This window comes from Niallia sp. HCP3S3_B10, from assembly GCF_052064465.1.
Classification (GTDB): Bacteria; Bacillota; Bacilli; order Bacillales; family Cytobacillaceae; genus Niallia; species Niallia hominis.
In genome coordinates, this window is sequence record NZ_JBQHVO010000008.1 from 14,396 (window position 1) to 37,904 (window position 23,509).

The window sequence follows — 23,509 nt, forward strand, 5'->3', positions numbered from 1 at the left end:
CCTCCACTCCCTACGTTTCTTCTTATCTATTTTTGAAAATAACGAGACATGTCTCCTTGTCTCATAGAGGGACGATGAGTATTATTAAAGCGACCTGCATTTAATAATTCTTTGCGCAATAATTTGCGTAAATCCTCATCCGATAATTCTCTGCGTGCTTTTTCTGCTTCTTTCTTCACTTCATCTGTCAGCACTTGTTTTTCTTGAACAGAGAAAATTTGTTTAATTCCAGCAAGGTTTACTCCTTGATCAATTAGATCTTTAATCTCCAATAATTTATCAATATCCGATAATGAAAAAAGTCTTCTATTGCCATCTGATCTTGCTGGAGCCACTAATTCGTGTTCTTCATAGTAACGAATTTGTCGAGCAGATAGCTCTGTTAATTGCATGACAATACTTATTGGAAAAAGAGGCATCGATCGACGAATTTGACTACCAGACATAGCATTCGGCTCCTTTAAATTGATTTAATCCACCTTCATTATATGATTGGGAAAAAAAGATGTCAACTAATGTTACAAATTCTTCCCAATCCATGTAACTGATTACTATATTCAAATAGTAATCAGTTTTTGTTCTAATAATCGATTAATCGCGATACATATCGCAATTTTCACATGGGAATAGGTTAATCCCCCTTGAACGTAAGCTACATATGGTGGCCGGATTGGACCATCTGCTGTTAATTCGATGCTTGCCCCTTGAATAAATGTTCCTGCGGCCATAATAACATCATCTTCATAACCTGGCATGTAATTTGGATATGCCGTCACATGGGAGTTTATTGGCGATGCATATTGAATGGCCTGGCAAAAAGCAATCATTTTGTCTTTATCATCAAACTGAACAGACTGAATTAGGTCTGTTCTTTTTGTATTCCAGCTAGGAGAGGAGTTCATTCCCAATCGCTCTAGCATTGCTGCTGTGAAAATAGCTCCTTTTAAACTTTGTCCAACAACATGTGGAGCAAGGAAAAAACCTTGGTACATTTCTTGAAGGCTATAAAGCGAAGCACCCGCTTCAGCTCCGATTCCAGGGGATGTCATTCGGTAAGAACATGCTTTCACAAATTCCTCTTTCCCAACAATATATCCACCTGTTTTCGCTATTCCTCCGCCTGGATTTTTAATTAACGATCCAGCCATTAAATCTGCACCAACATGGCATGGTTCGAGATTTTCTACGAATTCGCCATAGCAATTATCTACAAAAACAACGACATCTTCTTTAATCTCTTTTACAAAGGCTATCATTTTCTCAATCTCCACAATTGGAAAAGAAGGTCTTGTTGCATATCCTTTTGAGCGTTGTATGCCAATCATTTTTGTATTTGCATGAATGGATGCAGCAATTTTTTCATAATTAGGCTGCCCATTTGGAAGCAAATCAACACTATTATAGCCAATATTAAACTCACGTAGCGATCCAATACCTTCGCCTCTAATTCCTACGATTTCTTCTAACGTATCATATGGTTTACCCGTAATATACAGAAGTTCATCGCCTGGCCGCAAGATTCCAAACAGCGCTGTACTAATGGCATGTGTCCCAGAAATAATTTGTGGTCGTACTAAACCAGCTTCTCCACCAAATACTTCCGCATAAATGCTTTCTAACGTGTCACGGCCATTATCATCATATCCATAGCCAGTTGATGGAATAAAGTGTGATTCACTTACCCGGTGATTTTGAAAGCTTGATAAGACACGAAATTGATTGGTATCGATTCTTTTATCAATAGATAGATGGACTTCTTTAATTTGTTCTTCCACTTCATTTACTAACGTTTCTAGCTGTGTTCCATATGTTAACTGCTTATACATCTATTTCTCCCATTCCTCTACTTCTATCGGCTTTTTATATTTTAATATAGCATGTTCTTTTAAGGCATACCCTTTACATAAATAGTTTTGCGTTTCTTCATCAAAAATTAAGCTCCGAAGTACTGTCTCATTTTTAAGCTGTGACAATAATCTTCCATTATTGCTTTCAACCGTTGTTTCATAATATTCCATATTTTCAATCATGATTTGTTCAATCGTTTGCTTCAGCTTTTCCCTGTCTTCCTTATCAAAAGCGCTAATTAAAATGCTTTCTGTCTTTGATGTGGGCACAAATTTCGGATGTACCAAATCTTTTTTATTATAGACAGTTAAATGTGGAATCGCAGGTATTTCCAAATCTTCTAGTAGTTTATGTACTGTTTCCTCATGCTGATAATATTCCTCATTTGAGCTATCCACAACATGAAGCAATAAGTCTGCTTCACGCACCTCTTCTAAGGTAGACCGGAATGCGGCAACTAATGTTGTTGGCAAATCTTGAATAAATCCTACTGTATCCGTAATAAGTGCCGAAAAGCCACTTGGCAAAATCAATTTTCTAGTCATTGGGTCTAATGTTGCAAACAAGATATCTTCTTCAAATGAATCTGCTTCAGAGAGACGATTAAACAAAGTAGATTTTCCAGCGTTCGTATAACCAACTAATGCGATTTGGAAGGCTCTATTTTTCTTCCGTCTTTCACGATAGCGATCTCGATGTTCGACAATAACGCTTAATTGGCTTTTAATATCATCAATTCTTCGTCTAATATGTCTTCGATCTGACTCAAGCTTCGTTTCACCTGGTCCTCTTGTCCCAATCCCTGCGCCAAGTCTGGATAATTGGAGACCTTGTCCACCTAATCGCGGCAAAAGGTATTGCAATTGGGCTAGCTCTACTTGAAGTTTCCCTTCTTTTGATCTTGCTCTTGATGCAAATATATCTAGAATAAGCTGTGTCCGGTCAATGATTCTTGCATCCAAATTCTTTGATACATTGCGAACCTGACTTGGTGATAATTCATCATTAAAGATGATTAAGTCTGCTTCTAATTCTTCTGCAAGAGTTTCTAATTCTTCTACTTTTCCTTTGCCAATATAAGTAGAAGGATGAATTCTTTCTCGCATTTGCGTTAATGTTGCTACAACTTGTCCATTCGCTGTTTTCGTTAAATTTGCAAGTTCTTCCATTGAGTATTCAAATCTGGCAGCGTCATTTTGTGTTTCACAGCCAACCAGGATTACTTTTTCTTTATCAACTTTGGTTTCTTTCAACTATGTAACCCTTCTTTCCATGCCGAACTTCATCTATTATAGCAAACAAATACCAATTCATCTATTTGCTCTTTATAAGGTTACCCAAATTATAACGAAGTAAAAATGAAATTGAAAAAGAATGCAAAAAAGCTATTCCAAAAAGTAAACAACTCTTTTAAGAATAGCTTATAAACCTTATTTATCATTAGAGTCTAATAGTAAATCATTACTTCTTATTGTCATTAGTTCATATTTATCATAATTGCTTTGCATTAATAAGCGCATGGCTTGGGCTCTTATTGATTTCTCGATGATATTGCGGATGTATCGACCATTTGAAAAGCTTTTTGGATGCTGGACATTTCGTACATAGGAAAGATGTTCTTTTAACTTTTTTTCCGCCTCATGGCTTAATGCATATTCTCTTTCTTTTAGCATACGATCTGCAATCTCCATAAGCTGATCGGTGGAATAATCAGGAAAGTCAATGACAAGGGGGAACCTAGAGTGGAGACCAGGGTTTAAGGATAGAAAAAAATCCATTTCCCTTGAATAGCCTGCCAATATTAAAATAAAGTCATGCTGTTTATCTTCCATATGCTTTACTAAAGTATCAATTGCTTCTTTTCCAAAATCCTTCTCTCCGCCTCGCCCTAGCGAATAGGCCTCATCAATAAATAAGATTCCACCCATCGCTTTTTTTACAAGATCCCTTGTTTTCTGGGCTGTATGTCCGATATATTCGCCAACTAAATCAGCACGCTCTGCTTCAATTAAATGACCCTTTGATAAGACATTCATTTTTTGAAAAAGCTTGCCAATTAGCCTTGCAACCGTTGTTTTCCCTGTACCTGGATTGCCTTTAAACATCATATGCAGTGCCTGTTTCCCCGTTTTCAGACCATTTTCTTCTCGTTTTTTATTGACATAAATCCATGCGTATATCTCTTTTATCATTTTTTTCATTTCATCCATGCCTACAAGGCTTCCTAATTCAGATTCAATTTCCCTAAGTGCTTCGTGTTCACTTGGAACAGTTCTTTTGATTGACTCAGCTTCTGGCTTTTCCTTTGGAAGAACCTTCTTTTTCTGTGAGTTGATTACTACGCTGATCTGTCCATTATTCTTCATCCGGATTGGATGCTCCAAAAGCCACACCTCCTCTTAAAACAAAACGCTAAAAATCTTGCCCATCAAAAGCTTCATTTATGAAATTTTTAAGTATTTTAATCTATTCATACTGTTTGCTACTATTCCCCATTGTTAATGTATATTCAGAACCTCTTCTATTCATTAAACTATTTTAGATTATTTTTTTATCCCCATACAAAGCCTCGTCTGTAACAAGAAATAATCTTATTCTAAACGAATATTTTAGTTGGGTGGATTGGTAAGATTAGCCTTAATTTATTTGCTCTTCATGGTAAAATAGAGGAAATTATTTTTAATATTCAAAGATTTATTTTGTATCATAGGGGGGATATAGAAATGGCTAGTATTTTTTTAACTTCAAATGGCTTTTTTACAGAAACAATAAAAGGTGAGTTTTTAGCCACACTTAAAAAACAAAGGATAAATCCGAAAGCTGTCATTATTACTACGGCCTCCACACTTAAAGAAAAAAATAGACTTGCCCTTAAAACGAAAAATGATTTTTTCGAAATGGACATAAAGCATGTCGATTTTATTGATGTTGAAGTGGAAAAGGGAGAAAGACTAAAGGAGTATAATATCATTTATATTAATGGTGGAAACCCCTTTCGCTTACTATATTTTATGAAAAAAAGCGGCGCTGACTTGATATTAAGATCATTGTCAAAACAAAATACTATCTTAATAGGAGCAAGTGCTGGTGCGGTTATTTTAGGACCTTCAATCGATGTTGTTCAGCATTTTTCTCCAGAGTTGAATGAGATAGGCTTGAATGACTATACAGCATTATCGTTAACAGATATCGCTATTTTTCCACATTATGATCGAGAAGATGTTTTTAAAGAAGACACTGGGAAGAGCATAGAGGATCGCTTAAGTGAATTTGAAGAATGGAATAATATCTCAGTAACGAGATTAAAGGACGACCAATACATCCTAATAAATAGATAAATTCGAATAATGCGCACACAAAAAAAGCTTGAGGATAATTCCCCAAGCTTTTTTTGTGTGCTACCTTAAATTGCTATGTACCAGTATCCCCGGACAGCTAATCTCCCACTTATCTCGAGAGCGCCTTAAAGTGAGATTAAACACCGATTAGCCACGTTATTGAACTTGTGTACCTTCTAAATCAATCTGTACATTTTTTTGTGGAGCAAATGTAGAAATCGCATGCTTATAAACGAGCTGTTGCTTTCCTTCTGATTCAAATAATACGGTGAAATTATCGAAACCTTTTATAAATCCACGTATTTGGAATCCGTTTAATAAGAATACCGTTACGTTTGTGCCGTCTTTACGCAGTTGATTTAAAAATTGATCTTGAATGTTAACTGATTGCTTCATGAAAATCCTCCTCTTTTCTCTCTACTATTATGTATTCGATTTTATTTTTAGCATTCCTTCTAAATAAGACGAAATTTCCTGTAAATTTTTTGTTATGTCATGTGTTTTGACACTTTCTGTCATATCAAACCATTGTACATTCATTTTGTTGCGAAACCAAGTTAATTGCCTCTTTGCATATCTCCTCGAGTTCTGCTTTAACTCCTCAATTGATTCATCCAAGCTTTGCAGACCATCGAAATACTTATAGATTTCTTTATAACCAATAGCCTGAATGGATTGGCAGTCTCTAATGCCCTTTTCATAGAAGTGCTGAACTTCCTCTAATAAGCCGATATCAAGCATTTGCTCCACTCTTTTATTAATACGCTCATACAAAACACTTCTTTCCATCGTTAAGCCAATTAACGCAGCATCATAAAGTGAGTCCTGCTTCTGTTCTTTTTGAATATCAGACATTTTTCTGCCAGTGACATGAAAGACCTCCAATGCTCGAATCACACGCCTGACATTATGATGGTGAATGGCAGCAGCAGCTTCTGGATCTACTTCTTTCAACATATCATGAATAGTTAGGCTTCCTTCCGTTTGCGCCAATTCTTCTAATTTCGTCCGGAATTCCGTGTCTGTTGCCGTTTCTTGAAACTGATAATCGTATAAAACGGCTTGAATATACAAACCAGTTCCGCCAACAATAAATGGCAATTTACCTCTTGAAGTTATTTCCGTGATTTTTTTTCGAACAAGCTCTTGAAATTGTGCCACAGAAAAACCTTCATCTGGTTCTACAATATCAATTAAATGATGGGGAACCCCTTGCATTTCATCCTTGGATATTTTTGCTGTCGCAATATCCATTCCTCTGTAAATTTGCATGGAATCTCCGCTAATGATTTCCCCGTCGAATTTTTTTGCCAGTTCAATGCTTAGATTGGTCTTCCCTACAGCAGTAGGTCCGATTAATACAACGACTTTTTCCTTTATGGTCAAATGATTCAACTGCCTTTTTCAAACATTTAGCTAAATTTTATGCTATTATAATTATTTTATCACATTCCTGCGTGCAGTTTAACCTGTAAGCATTATTACCCAAACTTTATAAAATATACAATATTTTAATAATCGAGGTTTATTTTTTTCTTACCTGCTGAATAAATATTTATCGTATAAGTATCATTTTGAACAAGCATGTTTATTTCGTCGCTTTGTAAAAATTGGTCTAACGATCGTTTAATAGCACGTGCTATCTCTTCCTTGCTTTTGTCTTTTGTTAGAAAATACGTATAAATATCGATGATTACGTTTTTCTCCGTTGCATTGGTCCTTATTCTTTCTATATTATATTCCTTGCCTAACAAAAATCCTTCATTGAAATAGGGTGATAGTTTTAACCATCTTTCTCTTCGATCAACTATTTGCTTATCATAATAGGAAACTGTCACTGGTGCTTTATGATGATATCCATTTAAAATTTCCTGGACACGCAAAAGTTCTTTTTCCTCTTTTACTAGTTCAATATCGTTAGGAAGAGATACGATCCATCCTATTACTTTTCCTTGATCGGAATAGTCTCCTGGCCAAAGTTTTATCCTTTTCTCGTCTGCCTCTGTTACTATTTTATAGGCTGTTTGGTCCTTGCCTAAAGCTTTTAAATCATAATCCAATTCAACAGTATAAGTAATCTCTTTATCCTTCAATATTTGATAAACAAAAGGAATGATTTCCGACTTCTTTTGATAGAGTTCTTCCTTCTCCACGCTAATATAAACTTCAGCTTCCTCAAAATTGACCAAAACAGAAAACCCATCCTCCTGAAATGCTTCTGTTAATTGCGCTTTTATCATTTCGTCCAATTTATTTCCTTTATAAATCATTAATAAATCAGGTCCTTGTTTCGCTTGTGTCTTTTCTACAATGCCGATATTCATTGCCCCGCCGACGAGAAGAAGATGGAAAATGATGAAAGAGTACAATGCAGTCTTTTTAACATTAATCAAACTCCTCTTATATACATCATCAATTGAGAAGGGATATGCTAGGGTCTTCCCTTTCTCCAGTAGCCTGTCCACAAATGAAGCAAGTGAAATTCCGTTTGTTGCCAGTTGCTGTAGAAATGAAAATTGTATTCTCCTAATCTCTCTTATCGATTTTCGAACGATTCTAGCAATCTGCCTTTTATCTAATTGAAAATAGTAATGTAGCAAAAGAATACTCTGATCGATTTTACCAACCGAACTAAAAGAAAATTCAGAAAATAAAGATTCAAACACCGTTCTACTCTTTTTCACCTTCAACTGTTTTAAAATGTAGCGGTATCCTCTTTCTATTACATGAGGGGTATACCACTTTGTCGAAGGCTTTATTAAAAAAGCCTTCACGATTTTAAGTGCCTTTTCTCTATCGCCTGTAAAGAATTCTGTAAATAAAAGCCAATCTTTCACTTGATTGCTTTCGACAAGCTGCAACCCCTTCATAGTACCCCCTCCCTTTAAGAAATGATATCAAGTATCGAACTCTATCTCTTTTCTATTTATATCATAAATTTTTATTTCATAGGGAACATAGTTAAATTGACTTTGAATGTCTTCATGTTGCAGAAAGAAGTGTAGGGATCTGTTTAACTCTTTGACTGTATCTACGTTTTTTGCCCTATCTTCCTCTGTTGCGTAGGCTAATTCTGTATATATTTCGATTTTCAATTGATCGTCTTCATAGGTTGGATACACATCATAAACTTGATATTTTTGCTCGCCAAACATATAGGCTTCTAATAGAGCTGGAATGATATCCCACATGGCTCTTTCCATTTCTACAACGCCTGAATCAACCTTTCCAAACGAAAAATCCCATTCTAAATCATACTTTTTTATAATATTTTTAATTTCTTCCTTCAAATTCGTTTCTTCTTCTTCTGTTATCGATTCAGAAAAAATCAACTGCCTTGATTCACCATTTTGATCACTTATATAGCTTTGCGTATAATAATAAGGAGTAGAAGTAACTAATTCGAATATTTCTTGTTCCATATCCATCCGTTTATTCTCAGCTTTTTGTTCCTCTGTTAGTTCTACATCAACCACTTGATTAATTTCTTCATATCTTAACTGATAATCCATGTCTCTTTCCTTTAAATAAGATTCGATAATCGAAGTTACCTCTTCCTTATTTTCTATACTCTCTGGTGTGGCCAATTGGACGTAAAGCGTATTATTTTCGACATCTGGATAGGTATAAATATCCGTATACCCTTTTTCTTGAATCTCCTTTCCAAGCTGTAACACGCCTCCTTCCTTATAAACTTTATACACATCAGGGCCTAAACTAACTCTCGTTTTCCCTATGATTTCCTGATTAATAGATCCTCCAACAAATAAAATCAACAAAATGAAGATAATCACGGGTGCCTTTCCCCTACTAGTCCTTGTCTCGATGTATAGATGTTTCTTTTCTAATACTTGATTAACTGGCATCATACTTTTTAGGAGACTTACATCTTTTTTTATTACGTCCTCTATATCATGAATAGATACTAATTTGCCATTATTTGTCCATAAAATAAGAGAAGCGTATATAATTTGTTTTGTCTTTCTAACTGAAATCGGTAAATATTGCGCTATTTTTTTATAAGAAAAACCGTAGTAATACTTTAGTAAAAAAGCAACTCTAGCTTTTTCGTCAAGCAAACCTAGTCGAGTTAATAGAACACTAGAATCGATTGGTTTATAGTTAATGTCATTATTGCGATGATATTTTCTATATTCCTTGATTATTGGTTTTAGAGAAAAACGTTCACGTGAAGGGAAGGACCACGTATCCCTCACTTGATCTAATGTCCGATCTAACAATCGTTCTGCTAGCCCACTATCACCAGTTAATAAGATTGCTAGTAAATACCATTCATCTATATTGTCTTGTATAATTATTTGCTGCTTCCATTGTCTAGGGCGCATGTTCAGAATATGTTCCGCCTTTCTAGTCATTCTCCATATATTACCTATATTTTAAAGGAAGTTAGAACCATTGTCATCACCTTCTGTTTGAAAATTCACTTTTGAATAACTATTCAATTTAAATAATTAAGAACAAACACGCTGTATTTTATCGAGTTATAACAATAAAGATTTTTCTAAACAATAATCAAACATTAAAAAACTGCCTTGATTCTACAAAGCAGTTTTTCAACTTAGAAATTAGGATAATTCCAACATTCTATCCAATGCTAGTTTTGCATTGGATGCAATTGGCTCTTCGACAATTATTCGATTACTTTCAAAATCCTCTTCAATGGATTCTAAGCACCATACAAAATGAGGCAAATCAATCCGGTTCATTGTTAAACAAGCACACATATATGGATTGAGGGAAATAATTTCTTTATCTGGGTGTTCTTTGATTATCCGATTGACTAAGTTCATTTCCGTACCAATGGCAAAGGCACTTCCTGGCTCTGCCTTTTCGATTACATCAATAATATAGTTCGTGGAACCAGCTAAATCAGATGCTGCTACGACTTCTCTGCTGCACTCCGGATGGACAATGATTTTCATATGTGGATATTGCTTTCTAACTTGCTCAACATTACTAACGGTAAAGTTCTCATGAACAGAGCAATGCCCTTTCCAGAGTATCACTTTAATGTCTTCTATCGCTCCTTCATAAACAAGTTCATTTTTGATTGGATCCCAAATCGCCATTTTTTCTAAAGGAACCCCTAAATTATAGGCTGTATTTCTGCCTAGATGCTGATCAGGTAAAAATAGTAATCTTTCCTTTTGTGTAAAAGCCCAGGATACCATTTTTTCAGCATTGGAGGAGGTTACAGTTGCTCCTCCATTTTCTCCGACAAATGCCTTAATAGCTGCTGTTGAATTGACATAGGTAAGCGGAATAATCGTGTCACCAAATAATTCCTGAAGCTTTGTCCAAGCTCGATTTGTCTGATAAATATCGGCCATATCAGCCATGGAACAACCTGCTCGCATATCTGGCAAATAGACTTTCTGATTGTCTGTTGTTAAAATATCCGCTGTTTCTGCCATAAAATGAACACCGCAAAAGACAATATACTCTGCTTCTGTGTTTTCTGCAGCAACTTGTGCTAGCTTTAAACTATCCCCTGTAGCATCGGAAAATTGAATGACTTCATCCTTTTGATAATGATGCCCTGGAATAAATAGTTTTTTTCCTAAGCGTTGCTTGATACTTGCTACTCGTTCTTCTAATTCTGTGTTTGTCATCGCTAAGTATTTTTCAGGTATCGTATTCGAAGCTTGTAATCCCTCTAAAATATTCATTTTCCTCTCCCCTTTTATCCTTTAATGAATACTTACTTTTACACTAATATCTAAAGCTTTCACCGAATGCGTTAAAAATCCTAATGAAATATAGTCCACTCCACACTCTCGATAAGAAGCAAGATTATCTAAAGTAATTCCACCAGACGCTTCTGTTGTAACAGTTTCTGGGACATGGGGAATCCACTCGACAATTTCTTCTGGCTTCCGATTATCAAACATAATAACATCTGCGCCAGCCGCTAAAGCTTCAAACATTTGCTCCTTCGTTTCTGTCTCCACTTCCACCTTTACCATATGACCAATCGACTCTTTAACTGCCTTCACTGCATTGGCAATCGAACCGGCGAATGCAATATGGTTATCTTTAATCATTACCGCATCATACAGTCCAAAGCGATGATTATGTCCTCCCCCAACAGTTACTGCATATTTTTCCAACATCCGTAATCCTGGTGTCGTTTTTCTCGTATCACAGATTTTCGTATAGCCACTATTTAATGTTTCTACCGCTTCTCTTGTTTTCGTTGCAATCCCGCTCATTCTTTGGACAAGATTTAAAATAACGCGCTCGCCTTTTAAAAGCTCTCTAATATTTCCTTTTGCTGTCGCCAATTTTTGGCCTGCTTCAATTCGATCTCCATCCTGGACATGCATCGTTACTTCTATTGCTCGGTTTAGAACCTTGAATCCTCTCTGAATGATCTCTTCCCCGCAAAAAACACCATTGTCTTTCGATAGAAAAACAATTTCTCCTTGCTGCTCTTTCGGAAAAATCGCATCTGTCGTCACATCACGTTCGCCGATATCTTCCATAAAAAATGCTTCCAGTTGTTTCTGCAATTTTAATTGGTTCATTTTGATTCTCCTTTGTTCGTTCTCTTTTAAATCTAACCTTTTTCTTCATCCATTCATCCTTTTCCACTGGATAATCGGAGCGAAAATGGCCGCCTCTACTTTCTTTTCTTTCTAAAGCAGATTTTGTAATTAGAAAAGCCGTCATCAGCATAAAGTATTTCTCTATCTCTTCGATTGATTTATTATCAAAAGAGATTTTCTCATAATCCCCTATTCCGAAATCTTCTAGCCACTGCAATTGCATACGCAAGTTTACTTCATTACGGACAATTCCTACATTTTCCATCATTCGTTTTTGGATTTCTTCTTTTTCTGGGAAAATTGGATAGATACCTGAATTCCTTTCTTTGTTATCTATTTGGGTATCCAGCTGTTTTATTTTTGGCGATTGATGAAGGAGCGTTGCTAGATTTTTCCCCATATATAATCCTTCTAAGAGAGAATTGCTGGCAAGGCGGTTGGCTCCATGAAATCCCGTGCAAGCTGCTTCTCCAATTGCATAAAGATTTTGTACAGATGTTCTTCCATAAAGGTCTGTGTCAATGCCGCCCATTAAAAAATGGCTACCTGGCGCAACTGGAAGTAATCCTTTTTGTAAATCAATGCCTTGCTCTACACACATTTTAGTTATCGAAGGAAATCTTTCTTGAAAATTAGCTATCATGGAGATATCTAAATAAACTGTTTCCCCTTTCGATAAATATTGATAGATGGTTTGGGAAACAATATGGCGTGGTGCTAAGTCTTTATATGGATGAATTTGTTCCATCACATACTCTCCCGAAGCTGTAACTAATCTTGCTCCATCTCCTCTGACCGCTTCTGAAATCAGCCCAATCGTTTTTCCATTTACATAGAGTAGTGTAGGGTGAAACTGTACAAACTCCATATCGCTGATGCTGGCCCCAGCTAAATAAGCAAGCGCAATTCCATCTCCTGTAATAGTGGAAGCACTACTCGTATAGGTGTAAAGCTTCCCACATCCACCTGTTGCAATAACCGTATGAGCGCTATAGAATTCTCGTCGAGTGCCATCTGGCAGTATCCCTTTTGCGCCAATACATTGATTAGTATTAGTATTTACCATTAATTCATAGACAAAAACATTTTCGATGATTTCTATATTATTAGTCTTCGTTTCCGTTAGATATTTCATCACCTGTTTTCCTGTTGAATCGCCACCGCTATGGACAATTCTTTTTTCAGAATGAGCCCCTTCCATTCCTAACGCAAGATTTCCAGTTCTATCCTCATCAAAAGTGCATCCAGCGTGCCATAATTCACTTATTAACCTAGGTGCTGCTCTTGTTATTTCTGCAACTACTTCTGGATTATTGTGAAAGCGCCCTGCTTCTAACGTATCAAGTGCATGCTTTCTATAATTATCTGATTCTCCCATACTTGCAGCAATTCCACCCTGTGCTAAATAAGAATTGCTCATTTCCGCCTTTGATTTTGTGAGAATAATCACATTCAATTCAGTTGAAAGTTTTTTAGCTAGCTGTAAACTTGCGATTCCACTGCCAATAATCAATACATCTGCGTCCATTTTATACCTCCTGTTTTACAGGTGTCTTGACACCTATATTTACATAGATTTAAAATTATGACAAGTGTTTTTTATTAAAAGATTTTTAAATAATTAAGTTCCTATTTTTCATAGCAAATGAAAAAGCAATAACATTGCATTCCTTTGTCTCCCACAACTTAACCTATTGGAGGAATTTCTAATGAAATATTTTGATTATGCAGCTACTACTTCTTTGGATCCTGATGCTGCTTCTACCTATGTGGAAGTTGCTTGCAAATATTTTGGTAATACAAATAGTCTCCATGATATGGGAGACACAGCTAATAAAATCTTAGAGAATTGCCGAGACGAATGGGGAAAATTAATTAACGTTGATAAAAATGGGGTTTATTTTACAAGTGGCGGTTCGGAAAGTAACTATCTTATCTTGCAAAGCTTGCTATTGGCATCAAAAAAGAACGGAAAACACCTCATTACATCAATAGCAGAGCATGCTTCCATTCATAGTACAATGCAAGCTTTAGCAGATAAAGGCTATGAAATTACCTATCTACCTTTATTAGAAACTGGTGTAATCGATATAGAGTTGCTAGAGGAATCCATTCGACCTGACACCATTCTTGTTTCCATTCAGCATGTGAATTCTGAAATTGGCGCTATCCAACCAATAAAAGAAATCGGTGCAATATGTAAAAAGCATGACGTCCTTTTTCATAGTGATATGGTGCAAAGTATTGGGAAATTAGACGTTAAGGAAGTAACTCCCTTTGTTGATGCCTTGTCCATCTCTAGCCATAAATTTTATGGACCAAAAGGGGTCGGTGTAGCCTATATTAACCCGAATACACCTTGGATGCCATTATTAGCGAATGGTAGTCATGAAAACGGCTTTCGTTCCGGCACAATAAATACAGCTGGGATTGCGAGTATGACAGTTGCTGCGCAAAAGGCGTGTTCGACGATTTCGGAGAACGAAACAAAGCTTTCTCAGCTACGCAATTTATTTACAGAGATGATAACGAAAGAGTCTGTTACTATTTTTGAATGCAAGGAACAATACCCAGGAATTATCGGATTGAGGGTTAAAGGATTGGAAGGCCAATGGCTTATGCTTGAATGCAATCGTCGTGGATTCGCCATTTCAACGGGAAGCGCATGTCAGATTGGAAAACAGGCTCCTTCTAAAACAATGAAGGCGTTGGCTCTGCCAGATGGAGAGGCAAAAGAATTTATTCGGATTTCGATGGGAAGAAATAACACGGAAGAAGATGTAATTGATTTGGTAAATGTAATAAATGAGATAGTTTAAAATTTATTAGAATAAACATCAAAAAATGCTGAACCTATCTTTAGTAATAAATAATAAATGTTGAAAGCCTTATTTTGCGGATTTAATAAGGCTTTCAACCTTCAATTTGTATGAGGTTATGAGAGTTTCTTAATCATGATATAGTCAATTTGCTCTTCATCCCCCATATAAAAAGAATGAGCACTAGTTTGAACGAATCCATTTTTTCGATAAAAACCTATAGCATTTTCATTTTTTTCCCATACACCTAGCCAGATCTTCCTTTTAGATTCTTTCTTAGCAATTTCAATAGCTTTATTTAATAGAAATTGCCCGAGTCCATGTTTTTGAAAATTGCTCTTTATATAGATTCTTTCTATTTCAAGTGAGTCTTCCCCCATTTTTTCAGATTGTGCATCCTTCATATTTACCTTTAAATATCCAGCTAGTTCGCTATTTAAATAGACAAAATAGAATTGTGAAGAAATATCGGATAATTCCTTTTCTAGTTGTTCCAAGTTAAAGGCTTTTTCCAAATAGTCCTTCATGTTTTCTGTTGAATTTTGATTTTTGAAAGTCTCATCAAATGTTTCATAACTTATATCTTGCAGTTTATGTATATCGGAGAATGTACATTCTTTAATATGAATAGTCATTTAACTTTTCACTCCTTGATTATCAATAATTCCGCTTATTTCCTTGCTTCACGTACTCCCAGTCCTTTTCAATATTTTTTCTTACTCGTTGAAGAAAGTTAAACATGACTTCAACCTCTGACTCGGAAAAACCCGTTAAAGCAACTTCATTTGAATACTCATTTTCTTTTTTTATAAAAGGATAAACGTTTCCCCCTTTCTCTGTTGGAAAGAGTTTTTTTATTTTTTTGTTATGTTGATCACCTTTTTTTTCAATAAATCCATTAATCTCCAATTTCTTTATAGCTCTTGCAGCCGTTGTTCGATCTACTTTAATCATCTCTGATAATTTTTCTTGAATGATTCCAGGGTTTTCATATATTCTCACAAGGTATAAATACTGCCCCTTAGTGAGATTATGTTCTTTAAATTCGATATTGCTTATTGAATCTAATGCTCTTCCAATCATACCAATCTCACGAAGAATTTCTTTCATCCTTTCACCCACTCCTGTTTATATTGTTGTATTTGCAACAATATTCAAAATTAAAGATAACCTATTTTTGTTGAAATTGCAATCAAAATATACGGACATAGCATTTTTTTATGCTAATTTACTTTGCAATCTATTTTGGAAAAAATTCTTATTATTTTATGAATAACCGGTGATTGCTTCAATCCCATTGCCTTTCACCAATATTTTAATTTCCAAATACAATTGAAAATAACCTTCAAAATAATCAGATACGCTTACATAAAACTCTTGAAAAAATGTCATATTAATTAAGTAAAGGGGAAAAAACTTCTAATTTAGTGTCTCAATTTAAAAAGTTTGGAGGGTTTTTTATGAAAAAGAATAGCCATCATGTGGAACTTACCACTGCAGAAATAGCAAACCTTTGGACTCAATACATGAACGATTCCTTATCTATTTGCATCCTTACCCATTCAATCGAAAAGGCTGAAGACAAAGATATTAAAGAGGTTCTTCAATTTGCCCTTAAGCTTGCCGAATCTCATATCGTAAAAATTACAAATTTTTTTAATCAAGAGAACTTTCCCACCCCCAAGGACTTTATATTGGAGGAAGATGTAAATTTAAATGCACCTTCTATATTTACAGATGCTTTTATTATTGCATATTTGCACGTGATGACATTACTAGGTTTAACAGGATATGCTGGAGCGGTTGCATCTTCTTCAAGGGAAGACCAATTAGATTACTTTATAAAATGTAATAGTGAAACAATGGAGTTACATAAACGAATCGTTGACGTTATGCTAAATAAAGGATTATATAGTAAAACTTCTAGAATCAATAGACCAAATCAAGTCGACTTTGTTGATGATCAGAATTATTTAGCAGGCTGGTTTGGAAAAAAACGGCCTTTAAGTGTTATTGAAATAAGTGGAATGAGCTTTAACATGAAAAAAGATGTAGTAAAAACGGTTTTAGAATTAGGTTTTTCTCAAGTATGTCAAACAAAGGAAATACAAAAATATTTTGAACGAGGAAAGAAAATTTGTTTAAATCACTTCACTATTTTTAATAATATGCTGACAAAGGAAGATTTATCTTCTCCAAAAACATGGGTTTCGGAAGTAACGAACTCCACTGTTTCTCCTTTTTCCGATAAATTAATGCTCTATCATATTGTTACATTAGTTTCCGCTGCTGTTGGCTATTATGGAGCTGGTTTAGCCGTTTCCCAACGGAGAGATATAGCAGCTGAATACACTAGATTTATCGCTGGAGTAAGTCTGTACGCGGAAGATGGATGTGAGTTATTAATAAAGCATGGATGGTTAGAACAACCCCCTTTAGCTGATAACAGAGAAGATTTAGCAAATAAGAAGTAATAAGTAGCCTATGCGAAAAGGATTAGTTTTAGAAAATATACTATGGAGCATAGCATTACCAGGTTTTGCTCAATTACTTAACAAAAGTTATCTAAAAGGATTCTTCTTTATCGGTCTTGAGTTTGTGATAAATATTAAAGCAAACTTTAATCAGACCATATTACTAAGTTTTCATGGAAGAATTCAAGAAGCAATTGGAATCACGAATTTTCAGTGGCTAATGTTTTATCCTTGCTTCTATTTCTTTGCAATGTGGGATGCATGCAAGGAATGTGGAGCAAAATTACCCCTATTCGCGTCTCTTCCGTTCGTCTTCTCTGCGTATTTTGTAACAGTAGGATTAATACTATCACCAGAGCTCAAACTTTTCGGAAAACTATTAGGACCTGTATGGCTGCCAATGTTATTTGTCATACCAGGTGTCTGCATTGGATTTTTACTAAAAAAAATCTTATCTACTTTCACTTAAATAAATACCAAAATGATGGTATTTTTTTGTTTTCTTATTTCTAACTTATTATTTTTTCTAATAATTGTCGAAATTTGTTTTTCGTTTCTGGATGATAGGTAATGATTTCTTGAAAAGCATATGCCAACAACTCGAACTCTCCCATTTTATCTACTTGTTTAAATCCTTTTCTTTCAAAAAATATTTTGTCTGGTAACCAGCTTTTTTTACTGGTTACCAATACAACTCCATCAAGATTTAATGCTTGGGCATCTTTCATACATTCCTCTAGAAGGATACTACCAAAGCCTTTCCCTTTACTCTGTCCAACTATCCAGAAACAATGGATCACCATATATTCCATTGCATCGATTGCTCTCCACGTAAATTTGCCAGGAATGTATTCAAAAAACCCTCTTTGCCGTCCATTTTCTTGCATAATTTTCACTTTTAATCCTTCTTTAAATCGTTCCTTCAGCCATGCTAGTTTATTTTGATAACCCTCCGCTTACCTTTCCTAAGCCATCCTTTTTCTAGTTCAATACCTTCCCCATAATCACATACGTGGCCTCATGCTCACTAGGAATAAACGGTTCCTTTATGACAATCCATCTCATTTGCTTATATAAATGACGGGCGACTGTATTGTTTACTTGTGTTGTTAATACAGCCGTTTTGTTTTCAACGCCCTTTAACAATTCATGAATAAGCTTTTTTCCATATCCTTTATTTCGATACAACGGATGGACAGCAAATTCAACTACTTCAAAACAATCTTTTAGCCATGTTTCATATTGTTTTTGATTAACCTCTATGGAAAGCAATTCATGATAATACTGTCCAGGTAATGAAGTATATCCATATGCAAATCCTAAGAGTTCCTCTTCAGCTGTAATGATTATATATCCTCTAAATCCTTCATAAGTGGTATGCCTAATCAATCGTTCCTTTATGGACTTATTCCATACTTGTTTATATAATTCTTCCATTTTATTGATGATATTTTCGTTTTTATTTATTGCTAATAGCCGGACCACTTTATTCCCTCCCAAATTTCCTATTAAAGCTTCCTTTTTAAGCCCTCATGTGTTACTTGAAAACCTAATCGTTCATAGAATCTTAAAAGCATCTGGTCTTTGTTTATCTGTCGTAAGTTGGATTAAATGGCAGCCACGGGATTTCGCACGTTGGATTGCCCAGTTGATTAATGCCGTACCTACTCCTTTTCCCCTAGCAGAAGAAGCAATCCTTACTCCTTCGATAGTAGCTCTCCATCCTCCCTGATGGCTGATATATGGTGTAAAAGTAATTTGCTGCACTCCTACTACTTGATCTTCGACACATGCTACTACTAATTCATTATTGTGGTCTGCAGAAATTGCCTTATATGCCTCGATGTAGCTATCTGGCAATGGTTGTTCATAACGCTCCCGTTTACTCCCTAAAACATCGTCCGCAAGCATTGCAACAATTTGATCTAAATCTTGTTCTGTCGCCATTCTAAACTGTAATTCTTCCATCCGAGTCTCCCCTGTCAAAAAATCAGTTTCCTTGATTTATTTCTTTCTCATTCTGTCCTTACCCCTCGATATCCTCTAAAACGAAATAGATTTCTTGGATAATAGATTGAATTTTCCAATATTAAAAAAAGTATACTAAAAGAGTAAATCGATACAAAATATTTAGAACAAAAAAATAGATCAAATACATTTTCAGTCTATCTTTCTGACCTTTTCCGATATACAGTCAGATTAATGGCATTCAATATGATTGTAACAAGAATAAGGACTGTTGCTGCTACCACCACACCCCTAGTAGTGTCCATAAGTGCGCTCCAATCCTCAATCTTAACGAGATGATAATTATAGATAATCTGAAATAATAAAGAAATCACACAAGCGCTCATGCTAACAAGACCAATTATTAACCGATTTCCCTGATTCTCTCTATTATTTCGCATTAGATTAGCAGCTGGCAATATCCAGGCAATTAAACCAAGCACTAGACTGCCAATATTAAGTAAACCCATCATATTTAGTACCTCCTTTGTTAAATTTGAATCTATACTTGCCAACAATATAAGGAAAAGAGAACGATAACATAAATTAACAATTAATCACAAAGACAATGTAACATATATTTAAAAATTTCCCCATAACCTTTTCCACTCATTTATTCATTAACCATTTAAACCATCTTCCATGGCCGTCCGTATCCGCAATCGTATTTTCGTTTTTTTTACCAGCCAAATAATAATCTAAGTGTAAATATCTATCTTGAATATTATTGTAAAGATGCGATACTGAACATATTTTCTCATTTAATTAAATCCTTTTGAAAAACTTATCAACTTCCTTAGAAGATTTTAAAATAATTATTTGTTTTTCTTTAGATAGTTGTTTTAGCTTGTTTTCGATATCAGGTTTATTCATTTTAGGATAATTCCAAATCCATTTAAAAAAATCTAACTCAAACCTTTCTTGACAGCCTTCTGCCCTATCTTGTCTGGTTTTATTTCGATATTGCCAAATTCTTTTTAAAGCACGATATATACAAATCGTTCGTTTGAAATCGAGAAAAATGATTGTATCACATGCTTGAAGTCTCAAATCCATCGTTCCGCTATAATTACCGTCAATTATCCATTCTTTCTTTTGCATTAATTCATATTGTATTTCCCGTTGTTCTTCTTTTGAGACACTTTCCCAATTCGGTCTCCAAAATAAGGAATCAAGGTGATAGACTTTTATATTTAATTTATCACTTAATTGCCTTGCTAGAGTGGATTTCCCAGAACCACCAGAACCAATTAGTACAATTTTTTTCATTGTTATCCCCTTTGATGCTACTTTCAGATTTTGCTTTTTACAAATAACTGTTCAAAAACCCAAAGCTCTTTTACTATCTTTTCTATATCCATCACGCTATCATATTTCTTTTAATCCGCTTTTACCTATGTCCATCTATTCGAGCCTGAATGTAGCCGTAATATGCACATGTGCCATTTTGACTTATGTCTTTTACATCAAAGCCACACTTCTCATAAAAACCGTAATTATTGGCGGACGTATGTGCAAACCAATCACCGTGGGGAAGCTTTTTTACACATAGTTCCTTTAACTTTTTACCAATACCTTTTCCGCGATATTCTGATAAAACAATTAAATCCATAATGTTTGCAGCCATGATTTTGTCTGAGAGGACCCTAACCATACCAATCATTCTATTATGATCCCAAACAGTAAATGCCCAAGTGGAGTTTTCGAATATGAGTGTAAATTTCTCTTGCTGCCAAGCTGGAATATTTCTTGCCCATCCAGCATCTTCAAATAATGCTTCCACATAGTCAGCAGGAACACCCTTGGTACCTTCTCTTATTACAAAATCGTTGAAGTATTGATACATGGTAAAATACCTCCTTTTATTTATGGAATGTTTAATAACTCTCCATTAATTAATTCAGTTTTCTGAATTCAAACGTTACAAAAATATCCATTAATATGGATTTTTTACCAAAAAACTAGAACCAAAACATCCTTTTCCCCAACTACCAATTGGAACAGATATGTAGGTTTAATAGTGCATTTACTTTTCTGAAATTCCATTTGCCAGCAGCAAAAAATATGTCCAAACGGATATTGGAATCATCAGAGTAATATTAGATAGGATACAAAATATCTTAATACTTTTATTATTCGACTGTACTCCTATTATGAGAGAAACTAAAAGACCTATGTCAATCAGTAAATAGAAGCTTATTGGTAACCATAGATTTAAATTAGGTCCTCTTAAGAAAAGAAAGACCACTATTGCAGCTAAGCATAAAACTAGGGTCAAGATAATGGATATAAACTCTTTCTTATTTTTTTGTTTTTGTGACAAGGTATTTCCTACTTTCGTATTGGAATAAGACTTACCTTACATCTAGCTCAGTCCTAATCAACTAATAAATGGTAATGTTATTTATACGAATTAAATCCATGATAAGTTTCAAAAAGGGAGGATCTCCCCCTTTCATTTTCAAGCTATCCTAATCAACAAGACCATCGCCTATATAAGCAAATGTATTTATATCTGCATAAACAATCATATTGTTTGGAATGGATTTACCTTTTGTTGGAAAATCAAGCAAATATACTTCTTCTCCTTCATATGATTTATCATCAACTAGAGACATCATATTCTTAGTAAGAGTAACTTTCGAAATTTTTCCATCTGCCCAAGTACCATTGATCCTTTCTTTTTGTTCTGCCGACAATTGGTTCCAAACTATTTCTCGGACATCATCTTTTTTTACAACCTTATCATCCTGTAACAAACTATCAACTATGCCGTCTAACTGATTCAACCATTCTGTTCTCTTCTTTTTTTCCTTTTCATTCTCAATTTGTTCAGCCACTTCAGCTATTTCTTTTAACTGTTCTTTTATTGTTGAATCTCCTTCTAATGCAGCATAATGTTTAGCATAAGCCTTTGTTGCATAACCTATATGTTTTTCGTATGATCCCAGGTCACTATAAGGTTCATAGCTCTCAGCATGAATACTATCTTTTATGCTAACTAACCAACTTTTCATATCCGAATATTCCAGTTTTTCAATAATGTCATTTCTTTCATCTACAATTCCATTGTCCTCTGCTATTATTATCAATTGATCAACCGCTCGCTGTAAGTCTAATGTATCTTCTACTTCTATTTCATTTTGAGCTGCAGCTTCCTTTTGTAGATTTTTAGCTAGTACGCCTATTTCCTCCAATTTATCTACAATTGATTTATTTTCCTGAATTGCAGCGTATTGTTTGGAATGGCTCTCAGCATATTCCCCCACCTCTTGTGCATATTCTTTTCCATTTTGGTACCACATTTCTGAATTTCGCAATTTCAAATTTAGTTCATATAAGAAACTCGCTAGATTAGGATTTTCTTTATTTCCATGTTTGCTAGTACTAGTTGTTTCCTCTTTATCATCTTCTTTATCGTTCACTTGCGCCACTTGATTACGTTGATAATCAAAGTTTCCTGTTTGCTTAAATACATATCCACCTATAAAAACAATAAAACAAGCAACTGCAACAAAGGAAAGTGCTGGTGCTAGGGAAAAACGATTTTTCATTTTTTTATCCTGAATCACAGATCTATAGAGTTTTTCTTTGTCTGCAGCACTCATTTTCCCATGCTTTAAAACAGTCTTATTCATACTTTCTCTTAAAGATTTCAGATCATCACTCATTCCCACCGCTCCTTTCCAATTTCTTTTGAAGCATTTTCTTTCCTCGTCTCAATCTAGTTTTAATAGTATCAACATTCAAATGGGTTAATGCTTCTATTTCTTTCATTTTTAATTGTTCATAATAGTATAAAATAATAATTTCGCGATATTTAGTTGGAAGCGCTAATACCTTTTGAGATAATTCCAGGTCGTCTAGTTTGTTTATCACATGCTCCTCTATAGAAAATTCATTGTTCCCTATCCTTTCTTGCATAAAGGCAGTAGGATAAAACGAGCGATACCATTTACTTTTCAAATAATCCTTGCATTTATTTCTCGTAATCTTATAAAGCCATGTCTTATAGGAGCTATCTCCTCTAAAATCCTCCATTTTCTCATAGCATTTAATGAATACTTCTTGGGTGATATCATCTGCAGCTGACCAGTTTTTCACATATGTATAAGCTAACCTTTTAATACTCTCCGCATATAACTCAATAAGTTCTTTTAATAGTTCCTCATTACTTGGCGGACTTACTTCCATTTTCCCTATTGACATGGCAACTTTAATCCTCTCCTTCATGTTGATTTACCTATAGACGACTCATCTCAATAAAATGTTTCAATTTTTTACAATGCTAAAATCTACCCATTGCAAATTAGCCATTAGTGGATACCCGCCAATATTAATTTTCCGATTGTCTTATGGAAAACTATTTATAAACATTCCTCTACATGCTAAAATATGGTAACACCTATAAAGCTAAGCTAAGGGGGATTCTATGAAAAGTAAATCTATTGCGT

General features: G+C 34.9%; 24 protein-coding genes and 1 pseudogene. 4 read left to right on the plus strand and 21 right to left on the minus strand.

Going from position 1 to position 23,509, the window contains the following annotated elements; all coding sequences use genetic code 11:
• Window positions 1-26: 26 nt before the first annotated feature.
• From ACTNDN_RS06015 to spoVK, 4 genes are all read right to left on the minus strand, one after another.
• Complete coding sequence (locus tag ACTNDN_RS06015) at window positions 27-446, minus strand: MerR family transcriptional regulator (protein ID WP_031538273.1); 420 nt, start codon at window positions 444-446, stop codon at window positions 27-29.
• 111 nt (window positions 447-557) lie between these two features.
• The gene (locus ACTNDN_RS06020; protein WP_441130874.1) at window positions 558-1,826 is read right to left on the minus strand and encodes an aminotransferase class I/II-fold pyridoxal phosphate-dependent enzyme; all 1,269 of its coding nucleotides are present in this window, start codon (window positions 1,824-1,826) and stop codon (window positions 558-560) included.
• Entirely contained in the window at window positions 1,827-3,101 is a 1,275-nt protein-coding gene (gene hflX, locus ACTNDN_RS06025) for a GTPase HflX (protein ID WP_441130875.1), read from the minus strand.
• 177 nt (window positions 3,102-3,278) lie between these two features.
• Window positions 3,279-4,232 (minus strand): stage V sporulation protein K, encoded by a 954-nt coding sequence (gene spoVK, locus ACTNDN_RS06030; RefSeq protein WP_441130876.1) that lies wholly within the window; start codon window positions 4,230-4,232, stop codon window positions 3,279-3,281.
• Between the two features lie 339 nt (window positions 4,233-4,571).
• Here spoVK and ACTNDN_RS06035 point away from each other — a divergent pair, with 339 nt between their 5' ends.
• Window positions 4,572-5,186: a Type 1 glutamine amidotransferase-like domain-containing protein gene (locus ACTNDN_RS06035; RefSeq protein ID WP_031538269.1), complete on the plus strand. Its 615-nt coding sequence runs from the start codon at window positions 4,572-4,574 to the stop codon at window positions 5,184-5,186.
• Between the two features lie 156 nt (window positions 5,187-5,342).
• Here the strand turns inward: ACTNDN_RS06035 and hfq are convergent, their stop codons facing one another.
• From hfq to nadB, 7 genes are all read right to left on the minus strand, one after another.
• The gene (gene hfq, locus ACTNDN_RS06040; protein WP_031538267.1) at window positions 5,343-5,582 is read right to left on the minus strand and encodes an RNA chaperone Hfq; all 240 of its coding nucleotides are present in this window, start codon (window positions 5,580-5,582) and stop codon (window positions 5,343-5,345) included.
• A gap of 27 nt (window positions 5,583-5,609) precedes the next feature.
• Window positions 5,610-6,572 (minus strand): tRNA (adenosine(37)-N6)-dimethylallyltransferase MiaA, encoded by a 963-nt coding sequence (miaA, locus tag ACTNDN_RS06045; protein ID WP_251629920.1) that lies wholly within the window; start codon window positions 6,570-6,572, stop codon window positions 5,610-5,612.
• A gap of 125 nt (window positions 6,573-6,697) precedes the next feature.
• Window positions 6,698-8,056, minus strand: a complete 1,359-nt coding sequence (locus ACTNDN_RS06050) for a DUF4030 domain-containing protein (RefSeq protein ID WP_441130877.1) — start codon at window positions 8,054-8,056, stop codon at window positions 6,698-6,700.
• Between the two features lie 27 nt (window positions 8,057-8,083).
• Window positions 8,084-9,562, minus strand: a complete 1,479-nt coding sequence (locus tag ACTNDN_RS06055; RefSeq protein ID WP_441130878.1) for a sigma factor-like helix-turn-helix DNA-binding protein — start codon at window positions 9,560-9,562, stop codon at window positions 8,084-8,086.
• Window positions 9,563-9,772: 210 nt separating this feature from the next.
• Window positions 9,773-10,876: a quinolinate synthase NadA gene (nadA, locus tag ACTNDN_RS06060; protein ID WP_441130879.1), complete on the minus strand. Its 1,104-nt coding sequence runs from the start codon at window positions 10,874-10,876 to the stop codon at window positions 9,773-9,775.
• 21 nt (window positions 10,877-10,897) lie between these two features.
• Complete coding sequence (nadC, locus tag ACTNDN_RS06065) at window positions 10,898-11,734, minus strand: carboxylating nicotinate-nucleotide diphosphorylase (RefSeq protein ID WP_031538262.1); 837 nt, start codon at window positions 11,732-11,734, stop codon at window positions 10,898-10,900.
• A complete protein-coding gene (nadB, locus tag ACTNDN_RS06070; RefSeq protein ID WP_035416522.1) occupies window positions 11,670-13,283 on the minus strand; it encodes an L-aspartate oxidase in 1,614 nt (537 codons plus the stop codon). Before nadB ends, nadC begins: the two co-directional genes overlap by 65 nt.
• 181 nt (window positions 13,284-13,464) lie before the next feature.
• On the opposite strand from nadB, the gene ACTNDN_RS06075 reads away from it, so the two are divergent.
• Window positions 13,465-14,574 carry an IscS subfamily cysteine desulfurase gene (locus ACTNDN_RS06075; RefSeq protein WP_031538259.1) on the plus strand — a complete coding sequence of 370 codons (1,110 nt, stop codon included), beginning with the start codon at window positions 13,465-13,467 and terminating at the stop codon, window positions 14,572-14,574.
• Window positions 14,575-14,690: 116 nt separating this feature from the next.
• On the opposite strand, the gene ACTNDN_RS06080 is transcribed toward ACTNDN_RS06075, so the two are convergent.
• Together ACTNDN_RS06080 and ACTNDN_RS06085 are read right to left on the minus strand one after the other, a co-directional pair.
• A complete protein-coding gene (locus ACTNDN_RS06080) occupies window positions 14,691-15,209 on the minus strand; it encodes a GNAT family N-acetyltransferase (protein WP_441130880.1) in 519 nt (172 codons plus the stop codon).
• A gap of 22 nt (window positions 15,210-15,231) precedes the next feature.
• Window positions 15,232-15,684 carry a MarR family winged helix-turn-helix transcriptional regulator gene (locus ACTNDN_RS06085; protein WP_031538257.1) on the minus strand — a complete coding sequence of 151 codons (453 nt, stop codon included), beginning with the start codon at window positions 15,682-15,684 and terminating at the stop codon, window positions 15,232-15,234.
• Window positions 15,685-16,034: 350 nt separating this feature from the next.
• Between ACTNDN_RS06085 and ACTNDN_RS06090 the strand changes: the two genes are divergently transcribed.
• Together ACTNDN_RS06090 and ACTNDN_RS06095 are read left to right on the plus strand one after the other, a co-directional pair.
• Entirely contained in the window at window positions 16,035-17,048 is a 1,014-nt protein-coding gene (locus ACTNDN_RS06090; RefSeq protein ID WP_441130881.1) for a DUF3231 family protein, read from the plus strand.
• A 10-nt stretch (window positions 17,049-17,058) separates the two neighbouring features.
• Entirely contained in the window at window positions 17,059-17,517 is a 459-nt protein-coding gene (locus ACTNDN_RS06095; RefSeq protein WP_235252309.1) for a hypothetical protein, read from the plus strand.
• A gap of 40 nt (window positions 17,518-17,557) precedes the next feature.
• Here ACTNDN_RS06095 and ACTNDN_RS06100 read toward each other — a convergent pair whose 3' ends face one another.
• From ACTNDN_RS06100 to ACTNDN_RS06135, 8 genes and pseudogenes are all read right to left on the minus strand, one after another.
• Entirely contained in the window at window positions 17,558-17,944 is a 387-nt protein-coding gene (locus tag ACTNDN_RS06100; RefSeq protein ID WP_441130882.1) for a hypothetical protein, read from the minus strand.
• Between the two features lie 85 nt (window positions 17,945-18,029).
• Window positions 18,030-18,533 (minus strand): GNAT family N-acetyltransferase, encoded by a 504-nt coding sequence (locus ACTNDN_RS06105; protein ID WP_235252311.1) that lies wholly within the window; start codon window positions 18,531-18,533, stop codon window positions 18,030-18,032.
• Between the two features lie 23 nt (window positions 18,534-18,556).
• A pseudogene (locus tag ACTNDN_RS06110) lies at window positions 18,557-19,016 on the minus strand (N-acetyltransferase family protein).
• A gap of 197 nt (window positions 19,017-19,213) precedes the next feature.
• Window positions 19,214-19,528, minus strand: a complete 315-nt coding sequence (locus ACTNDN_RS06115; protein ID WP_251629930.1) for a hypothetical protein — start codon at window positions 19,526-19,528, stop codon at window positions 19,214-19,216.
• 292 nt (window positions 19,529-19,820) lie between these two features.
• Window positions 19,821-20,324, minus strand: coding sequence for a DNA topology modulation protein (locus ACTNDN_RS06120; RefSeq protein WP_235252313.1), 504 nt, complete (start codon window positions 20,322-20,324; stop codon window positions 19,821-19,823).
• Window positions 20,325-20,445: 121 nt separating this feature from the next.
• Window positions 20,446-20,901 (minus strand): GNAT family N-acetyltransferase, encoded by a 456-nt coding sequence (locus tag ACTNDN_RS06125; RefSeq protein WP_441130883.1) that lies wholly within the window; start codon window positions 20,899-20,901, stop codon window positions 20,446-20,448.
• A 625-nt stretch (window positions 20,902-21,526) separates the two neighbouring features.
• Window positions 21,527-22,726 carry a hypothetical protein gene (locus ACTNDN_RS06130; RefSeq protein WP_441130884.1) on the minus strand — a complete coding sequence of 400 codons (1,200 nt, stop codon included), beginning with the start codon at window positions 22,724-22,726 and terminating at the stop codon, window positions 21,527-21,529.
• Entirely contained in the window at window positions 22,719-23,288 is a 570-nt protein-coding gene (locus tag ACTNDN_RS06135) for a sigma-70 family RNA polymerase sigma factor (protein ID WP_441130885.1), read from the minus strand. The genes ACTNDN_RS06130 and ACTNDN_RS06135 overlap by 8 nt, the downstream gene beginning before the upstream one ends.
• Window positions 23,289-23,509 lie beyond the last annotated feature (221 nt).

Coding starts and splice junctions, on each gene's coding strand:
- ACTNDN_RS06015 (WP_031538273.1), bottom strand. CDS start 446: ATGTCTGGTAGTCAAATTCGTCGATCGATGCCTCTTTTTCCAATAAGT.
- ACTNDN_RS06020 (WP_441130874.1), bottom strand. CDS start 1,826: ATGTATAAGCAGTTAACATATGGAACACAGCTAGAAACGTTAGTAAAT.
- ACTNDN_RS06035 (WP_031538269.1), top strand. CDS start 4,572: ATGGCTAGTATTTTTTTAACTTCAAATGGCTTTTTTACAGAAACAATA.
- hfq (WP_031538267.1), bottom strand. CDS start 5,582: ATGAAGCAATCAGTTAACATTCAAGATCAATTTTTAAATCAACTGCGT.
- ACTNDN_RS06050 (WP_441130877.1), bottom strand. CDS start 8,056: ATGAAGGGGTTGCAGCTTGTCGAAAGCAATCAAGTGAAAGATTGGCTT.
- ACTNDN_RS06055 (WP_441130878.1), bottom strand. CDS start 9,562: ATGACTAGAAAGGCGGAACATATTCTGAACATGCGCCCTAGACAATGG.
- nadA (WP_441130879.1), bottom strand. CDS start 10,876: ATGAATATTTTAGAGGGATTACAAGCTTCGAATACGATACCTGAAAAA.
- nadC (WP_031538262.1), bottom strand. CDS start 11,734: ATGAACCAATTAAAATTGCAGAAACAACTGGAAGCATTTTTTATGGAA.
- nadB (WP_035416522.1), bottom strand. CDS start 13,283: ATGGACGCAGATGTATTGATTATTGGCAGTGGAATCGCAAGTTTACAG.
- ACTNDN_RS06075 (WP_031538259.1), top strand. CDS start 13,465: ATGAAATATTTTGATTATGCAGCTACTACTTCTTTGGATCCTGATGCT.
- ACTNDN_RS06080 (WP_441130880.1), bottom strand. CDS start 15,209: ATGACTATTCATATTAAAGAATGTACATTCTCCGATATACATAAACTG.
- ACTNDN_RS06085 (WP_031538257.1), bottom strand. CDS start 15,684: ATGAAAGAAATTCTTCGTGAGATTGGTATGATTGGAAGAGCATTAGAT.
- ACTNDN_RS06090 (WP_441130881.1), top strand. CDS start 16,035: ATGAAAAAGAATAGCCATCATGTGGAACTTACCACTGCAGAAATAGCA.
- ACTNDN_RS06095 (WP_235252309.1), top strand. CDS start 17,059: ATGCGAAAAGGATTAGTTTTAGAAAATATACTATGGAGCATAGCATTA.
- ACTNDN_RS06115 (WP_251629930.1), bottom strand. CDS start 19,528: ATGATGGGTTTACTTAATATTGGCAGTCTAGTGCTTGGTTTAATTGCC.
- ACTNDN_RS06120 (WP_235252313.1), bottom strand. CDS start 20,324: ATGAAAAAAATTGTACTAATTGGTTCTGGTGGTTCTGGGAAATCCACT.
- ACTNDN_RS06125 (WP_441130883.1), bottom strand. CDS start 20,901: ATGTATCAATACTTCAACGATTTTGTAATAAGAGAAGGTACCAAGGGT.
- ACTNDN_RS06130 (WP_441130884.1), bottom strand. CDS start 22,726: ATGAGTGATGATCTGAAATCTTTAAGAGAAAGTATGAATAAGACTGTT.
- ACTNDN_RS06135 (WP_441130885.1), bottom strand. CDS start 23,288: ATGAAGGAGAGGATTAAAGTTGCCATGTCAATAGGGAAAATGGAAGTA.